Origin of the sequence: Gordonia sp. AC31 (assembly GCF_031844505.1) — a bacterium.
Taxonomy (GTDB): domain Bacteria; phylum Actinomycetota; class Actinomycetes; order Mycobacteriales; family Mycobacteriaceae; genus Gordonia; species Gordonia hongkongensis.
Window position 1 is genome coordinate 1 of record NZ_JAUZVK010000053.1, and the last position, 5,109, is coordinate 5,109.

Genomic DNA, 5,109 nt, shown 5'->3' on the forward strand with positions numbered 1-5,109 from the left:
GAAGTAGACGCGCCCTCTGCAAGCTCCTTAGGGGGGCAGGTCGTTCTTTCGGATCAGGGAGCAGAGGGGCTGTCGCCGCTCGCCACTCGCCGTGCGAAGCCGGAGAGGTGGCTCCGCAATGCCTGAATGCGATGTTGCCGAACGGTTTCGGGGTCGTCTGTGGAGAAGATGGCCGACGGCTTGGCGCGGACGTTCGCCGAACACTCGAAGTTCGAGCAGATCAACGTCCCGACCGTGTTGCCCTTGCGTCCCGCGGCGCCGGCGAGTTTCGCACTGAAGAAGGCGACCTCGTTGGGTAGATGCACGTCCTCGCAGAACGAGCACAGGGGACGGGTTCGCGGCTGGCGGCCGCCGAGACGGAGCATGATGCCCACGACGTCGTCGTCGGTCGGGATGACCACGTATCCGACCATCGGTAGTTTCGGGTCGCGCCAGCCGACGAAATCGATTCGCTCCCAGTCGAAGTCGTCGAAGTCGGGTGGAAGGGTCACGCTCTTGCGTTCGCGCAGCGAGGCGTTGACGAACGACGAACGGATCTGGGTTTCGGTCAAGGAATGCATGAGTGGATACACCTCAGGTGTCGGAGGAGGAAAAAGAGTGCACGATTCGACCGGCGCGGTCCACAACTGCGGGGACGCGCGCCGATCGGAGCGGGTTAATCAACCGTCGGCGCGCACGACGCCGACGACCTCCTCACGCCCGGAGGGCGACACACTGACAGACACGAGGACCGATGGTGAACCGCCGAACCTTCGCTGTCAACTCGATTACGGCGACCGCGCGCTCACAAGATCCGTCCCCGCCCGAACCAAACGGCTGAGCGGGAACGGATCTCGTGAGCGACGACTATCAGGCAGCGAGGAGGCCCGCGATCCGCACCACCCGCTGCGCCATGTGTTCGAGCGCGGCCTTCGTCGCGTCGTCGAGCTCGTTCTTGTTCTCCGGACCCGTGACATGGGAGACGCCGTACGGGTTGCCGTCGGCGAACTTCAGTCCGTCCGTGTACCCGGGCGGGACGAGGATGCCGCCGAAGTGCATCAGCGATGTGTAGAGAGCGGTGAGGGTAGTCTCTTGCCCGCCGTGGGCGGTGTTGCTGGAGGTGTAGGCGGCGTAGGCCTTGTCGGCGAGCTTGCCCTCGGCCCACAGTCCCCCGAGAGAGTCGATGTATGTCTGGAACGGCGAAGCAGTGCTGCCGAACCGCGTCGGGCTCCCGAAGATGACGCCGTCTGCCCAGACGATGTCGTCGCCGGTCGCGGCGGGTAGGTCCTTGGTGGCCTCGTAGTTGGCCGACCAGGCCGGGTTCTCGGCGAACGTCTGCGGGTCCCGGGTTTCGGCAATGTGGCGGACTCGGACCTCGGCACCGGCGGATTCAGCGGCATCCGACAGCACCTGTGCCATCGCAGTGCCGTGTCCGGTGGCCGAGTAGTAGATGATCGCCAGCTTGGTCATGTGTACTCCCGTCTCGGTGATTGGCATGTGCCACCGACGGGTACCCACGAGCCGTGAGTCGACACCCACGCGCATACCGGGTACTCGTCGTGGACGGGATTCGTAGCCCCGTCCCGAACGGATAGTTGCGCGATGCTGTTCATCGGCACCTCCGGCTGGCAGTACCGGGACTGGCGCGGTGCCTTCTATCCCGAGAAGCTCCCGCAACGGTTGTGGTTGGACTACTACGCGCAGCGGTTCCCGACCGCCGAGGTCAACAACACCTTCTACCGGTTGCCCGAGCGGAAGGCGTTCGAGCGCTGGGCCGAGACGGTCCCCGCCGACTTCCGGATGGCCGCGGAGATGAGTCGCTATCTGGGGCACATCAAACGGCTCAACGAGCCGGCCGAACCGGTCCAGCGGTTCCTCGATCGGTCGGCCGGGCTCGACGGCCGGCTGGGACCGGTGCTCCTCGGAGTTGCCGCCCACTCTCCGCGCCATCCCCGACGCCCTCGACGAGACGCTCGCGAGGTTTCCGACGTCGGTGCAGGTCGCCGTCGAACCCCGGCGCGAGTCCTGGTGGTGCGACGAGACAAGGACGGTCCTCGAGCGGCACAACGCGGCGCTGTGCTGGGCCGACCGGAAGAACCGAATCCTCAACCCTCTTTGGCGCACAGCCGATTTCGGATACCTGCGCCTTCACGACGGGACGTCTCGACGACCGATGAGCTAGGGAACCCGGGCGATCGACAGTTGGTTACGCCGTCTGTCGGAGTCCTTCGACGATTCGTGTGACGTCTACGTCTACTTCAACAACGACCCGGGATGCGCCGCGATCGACAACGCCGCCATCATGATCCGCCGCGCGCGACGCATGGGCACGACGGTGAAGACCGTCGGAGACTGACCCCATTGGCGGTCCGTCATTCGACGGAATCGGAGCGTCGGCCCGGTGGCGCCGCCCGCCGGTCTCGGTACGGTACGTGCATGTCGATCATCCTGATGCTCGCCGTCCTGCTCGTGCTGCTGGCGGTTCTCGGTGCCGGGATCGTCGGCATCGTCGTACTGGTGTCCCGTAAGTCGAAGAACTCGGCTGTCGACGCCGGACGGAATGGGATGGGTGGCTGGTACCCGGACCCGCAGTATCCGGACGTGGACCGGTACCACGACGGCCACGCCTGGACCGCTCACACGCGGCCCGCATCGGCGCAGACTAGTAGCCGGCCGGCTCACCTCGCGTGACCGGCGTCACCTCATTTAATTGGCATCTAAGGTGCCAATTTGTGTTCTACTTACGACATGCAACTGACGCGCTTCACCGACATCGGCCTCCGGGTCGTGATGCGGCTGGCCGTCTCGGGTCAACATGGCTCTGTTGCAACAGCTCTCACCACCAAGGATCTCGCCCGCGAACTCGCGGTCCCATACACACACGTCGCCAAGGTCGTCGGAAGGCTGTCGGAACTCGGCGTCGTACACGCTCGGCGCGGTCGAACCGGCGGGCTGACGATCACCGAACTCGGCCGCGATGCCCGCGTCGGGTGGCTCGCCCGTTCGCTCGAAGGTGACGGCGAGGTCGTGGAATGCGAAGGCGCACAACCCTGCCCGTTGCGCCACGCCTGCCGGCTCCGGGGGTCCCTCGCCCGAGCGGTCGCCGCATTCTATGAGAGTCTCGACTCCGAGACGGTCGCCGATCTCGCCCGCGAGCCGACGACCGCGGTGTTGCTGTCGCTGTCGTCCCGGCCGCCGCGGGACGGACCGGTATCCGAAGCTGCCGCACCCACAGCGACCTGACGCTGTAACCGCCTGCTGCGGTGGTGGTTTCGACAAGCTCAACCAGCGGGGGCGACGCTCGACCCGTCACACATTCTTCCTGCGCACCAACCCGATGAGCAGATGAACAAAGGAGTTCTCATGCTGTCTGACACCCAACGCGCGACGATCGCCGCCACGCTTCCCGCCGTCGAAGGGTCGCTTGCGGAGATCACCCCGCGCTTCTATCGCGGACTGTTCGCCGCGCATCCCGATCTGCTCGACAATCTCTTCAACCGCACGCACCAGAAGTCGGGTGATCAGCCGCAGGCCCTTGCCGGTTCGATAGCCGCGTTCGCTCGTCTCCAGCTCGAGCCCGACGTCCGTCGCCAGCGTTTCATCCTCGACCGCATCGCACACAAGCACGCCTCACTCGGGGTCACAGCCGATCAGTATGCCGTTGTGCACGAGCATCTTTTCGCTGCGATCGTCGAAGTGCTCGGCGCTGCGGTCACTCCCGACGTCGCGGATGCCTGGGATCAGCTGTACTGGGACATGGCCGACCTGCTCATCGCATCGGAAGCCGAACTGTATGCCGCCGCCGACGTCGGTCCCGGGCAGGTCTGGCGTGAGGTCCGGGTCACCGACCGCGTGCAGGTCTCTCCCGACACGATCGCGCTGACCGTCGATGCAGTCGACGGTGATCTGCCGAGATTCCGACCTGGACAATACATATCGGTGCAGGTCCCCCTGGCCGACGGCGCCCGGCAGATCCGCCAGTACAGCCTCACGGGCTCGCCGGCGGAGTCGCGATGGCGGTTCAGTGTCAAACTCGCCGGCGAGGTGTCGGCGCATTTGCACGAGCACGTCTTCGAAGGTGACCTCCTCGATGTCAGCACGCCCTTCGGTGACCTGGTGCTGCCCGACGACGACGCTCCGCTCCTGCTCGCTTCGGCCGGGATCGGCTGCACACCTGTGATCGGGCTGCTCACCGCCCTGTCGGAGAAGCGCGACACCCGGCCGGTGACCGTCCTCCACGCCGACCGTTCGCGGGATCGTCAGCCGCACCGCGGCATGCTGGCTGCGCTGGTCGACTCGCTCCCGTCGGGCCGGCTGATCCAGTGGTACGAGAGCGCCTCGCCGCACGTCGTCTCGGACGCGATCCGCATCGGACAGATGACCCTCGACAACCTCGACGTCGAGAGGGATGCTCACATCATGCTCTGCGGTCCCACCGGATTCCTGTCGTCGATGCGTGAGGCCTTCGTCGGTCGCGACGTCGACGAGAGCCGGATTCACTACGAGACATTCGGACCGGAACTGCTCCGGACCGGCGCCCGATGAGCACCGCGGGCGCGGTGGTGACCGCGCTGACCTTCTTGTGGCTCGGAATGGTGTTCGCCATCTCGTTCATCGAGGCGCCGCTCAAGTTCCGTGCCCCCGGGGTGACTCTGCCCATCGGTCTCGGCATCGGCCGGTTGGTGTTCCGGGCGCTGAATGCGGCTGAGATCGTCTGGGCGGTCGGCATTCTGATCGCGGTTGTGTGGGGCTCGTGGTCCGGCGCTGCCGTGCCGATCACCGCCGGTGTGGCGATTGCCGCGCTCGCCGTTCAGTTGGTGGCCGTCCGACCGGCACTGACCAAGCGATCCGACGCAGTGCTCGCCGGACACGACGGACCTCGAAGTCACGCCCACCTCGTCTACGTCGGCTTCGAGGTCCTGAAGGTCGTCGCGCTCGTGTGGCTCGGCGCCGCCGTGCTGATCGGTGCTAGCTGATCCCTCCCCAATCCGGAAGAACGACAAGACCATTGATCCCTGAGGTGCGAGGAGCGATAGCGACGAGCCTCGAAGGGTTTGGCGACGCACCTCACCAGGACCCTTCGTGACGGCCTCCGCAAGCTCCGGCCTCCTCAGGGAGCAGGGGGGTGGC

The 5,109-nt window shown here is 65.9% G+C and carries 6 protein-coding genes and 1 pseudogene; 5 read left to right on the forward strand and 2 right to left on the reverse strand.

The window, feature by feature from the left end; all coding sequences use genetic code 11:
• Positions 1-53 precede the first annotated feature (53 nt).
• Positions 54-560, reverse strand: a complete 507-nt coding sequence (locus Q9R39_RS24265; protein ID WP_311278414.1) for an FBP domain-containing protein — start codon at positions 558-560, stop codon at positions 54-56.
• Between the two features lie 289 nt (positions 561-849).
• On the reverse strand, positions 850-1,449 hold the full coding sequence (gene wrbA, locus Q9R39_RS24270; RefSeq protein WP_058253059.1) for an NAD(P)H:quinone oxidoreductase: 600 nt from the start codon (positions 1,447-1,449) through the stop codon (positions 850-852).
• Positions 1,450-1,581: 132 nt separating this feature from the next.
• Here wrbA and Q9R39_RS24275 point away from each other — a divergent pair.
• The 5 genes and pseudogenes from Q9R39_RS24275 (at position 1,582) to Q9R39_RS24295 (ending at position 4,955) form a co-directional block, all read left to right on the forward strand.
• Positions 1,582-2,335, forward strand: a pseudogene (locus Q9R39_RS24275) (DUF72 domain-containing protein).
• Positions 2,336-2,415: 80 nt separating this feature from the next.
• Positions 2,416-2,670 (forward strand): DUF2510 domain-containing protein, encoded by a 255-nt coding sequence (locus Q9R39_RS24280; protein WP_058253034.1) that lies wholly within the window; start codon positions 2,416-2,418, stop codon positions 2,668-2,670.
• Positions 2,671-2,727: 57 nt separating this feature from the next.
• Positions 2,728-3,222 (forward strand): Rrf2 family transcriptional regulator, encoded by a 495-nt coding sequence (locus tag Q9R39_RS24285; protein ID WP_078114071.1) that lies wholly within the window; start codon positions 2,728-2,730, stop codon positions 3,220-3,222.
• Positions 3,223-3,342: 120 nt separating this feature from the next.
• A complete protein-coding gene (locus Q9R39_RS24290) occupies positions 3,343-4,524 on the forward strand; it encodes a globin domain-containing protein (protein ID WP_078114072.1) in 1,182 nt (393 codons plus the stop codon).
• Positions 4,521-4,955: a hypothetical protein gene (locus Q9R39_RS24295; protein ID WP_078114073.1), complete on the forward strand. Its 435-nt coding sequence runs from the start codon at positions 4,521-4,523 to the stop codon at positions 4,953-4,955. The genes Q9R39_RS24290 and Q9R39_RS24295 overlap by 4 nt, the downstream gene beginning before the upstream one ends.
• The last annotated feature ends 154 nt before the right edge of the window (positions 4,956-5,109 follow it).

Excerpts from the sequence above, each read along its gene's own strand:
- Q9R39_RS24285 (WP_078114071.1), top strand. The coding sequence starts at position 2,728 with ATGCAACTGACGCGCTTCACCGACATCGGCCTCCGGGTCGTGATGCGG.
- Q9R39_RS24280 (WP_058253034.1), top strand. The coding sequence starts at position 2,416 with ATGTCGATCATCCTGATGCTCGCCGTCCTGCTCGTGCTGCTGGCGGTT.
- Q9R39_RS24290 (WP_078114072.1), top strand. The coding sequence starts at position 3,343 with ATGCTGTCTGACACCCAACGCGCGACGATCGCCGCCACGCTTCCCGCC.
- wrbA (WP_058253059.1), bottom strand. The coding sequence starts at position 1,449 with ATGACCAAGCTGGCGATCATCTACTACTCGGCCACCGGACACGGCACT.
- Q9R39_RS24295 (WP_078114073.1), top strand. The coding sequence starts at position 4,521 with ATGAGCACCGCGGGCGCGGTGGTGACCGCGCTGACCTTCTTGTGGCTC.
- Q9R39_RS24265 (WP_311278414.1), bottom strand. The coding sequence starts at position 560 with ATGCATTCCTTGACCGAAACCCAGATCCGTTCGTCGTTCGTCAACGCC.